Origin of the sequence: Staphylococcus pasteuri (assembly GCF_030547725.1) — a bacterium.
Lineage (GTDB): Bacteria > Bacillota > Bacilli > Staphylococcales > Staphylococcaceae > Staphylococcus > Staphylococcus pasteuri.
Map to the genome: position 1 here is coordinate 1 of NZ_JAUOQO010000393.1, position 267 is coordinate 267.

Here is a 267-nt window from a genome sequence, read left to right on the forward strand (position 1 = left end):
GAAGTAAGCCGTGTGTTTTCCAACAGGGAAATATAAGCCATTTGGGTAGATTTCATCGCAGCCTCTTCCTATCTCCGGGTTATCGGCTAACATATGAAATACTGATAGCAGAGTATTCTTGTAGTTGTACCACTGCAACTCCGAGTAATTTTCAACGGTGTAGGTTTTTATTTTTCGTAAGTGAGACTGCGCTAAGTTACTTAACTTATATTTATTCTTTTGCATAAGTTAGTTAAAGCGAATTTAGAAAGTTTTCGCCATCAACAG

At 37.5% G+C, this 267-nt stretch carries 1 protein-coding gene; it reads right to left on the reverse strand.

What is annotated here, in order from left to right:
- On the reverse strand, window positions 1-225 hold a 225-nt coding region (locus Q4528_RS14125; RefSeq protein ID WP_303522245.1), incomplete at its 3' end, for a type II toxin-antitoxin system RelE/ParE family toxin.
- Window positions 226-267 lie beyond the last annotated feature (42 nt).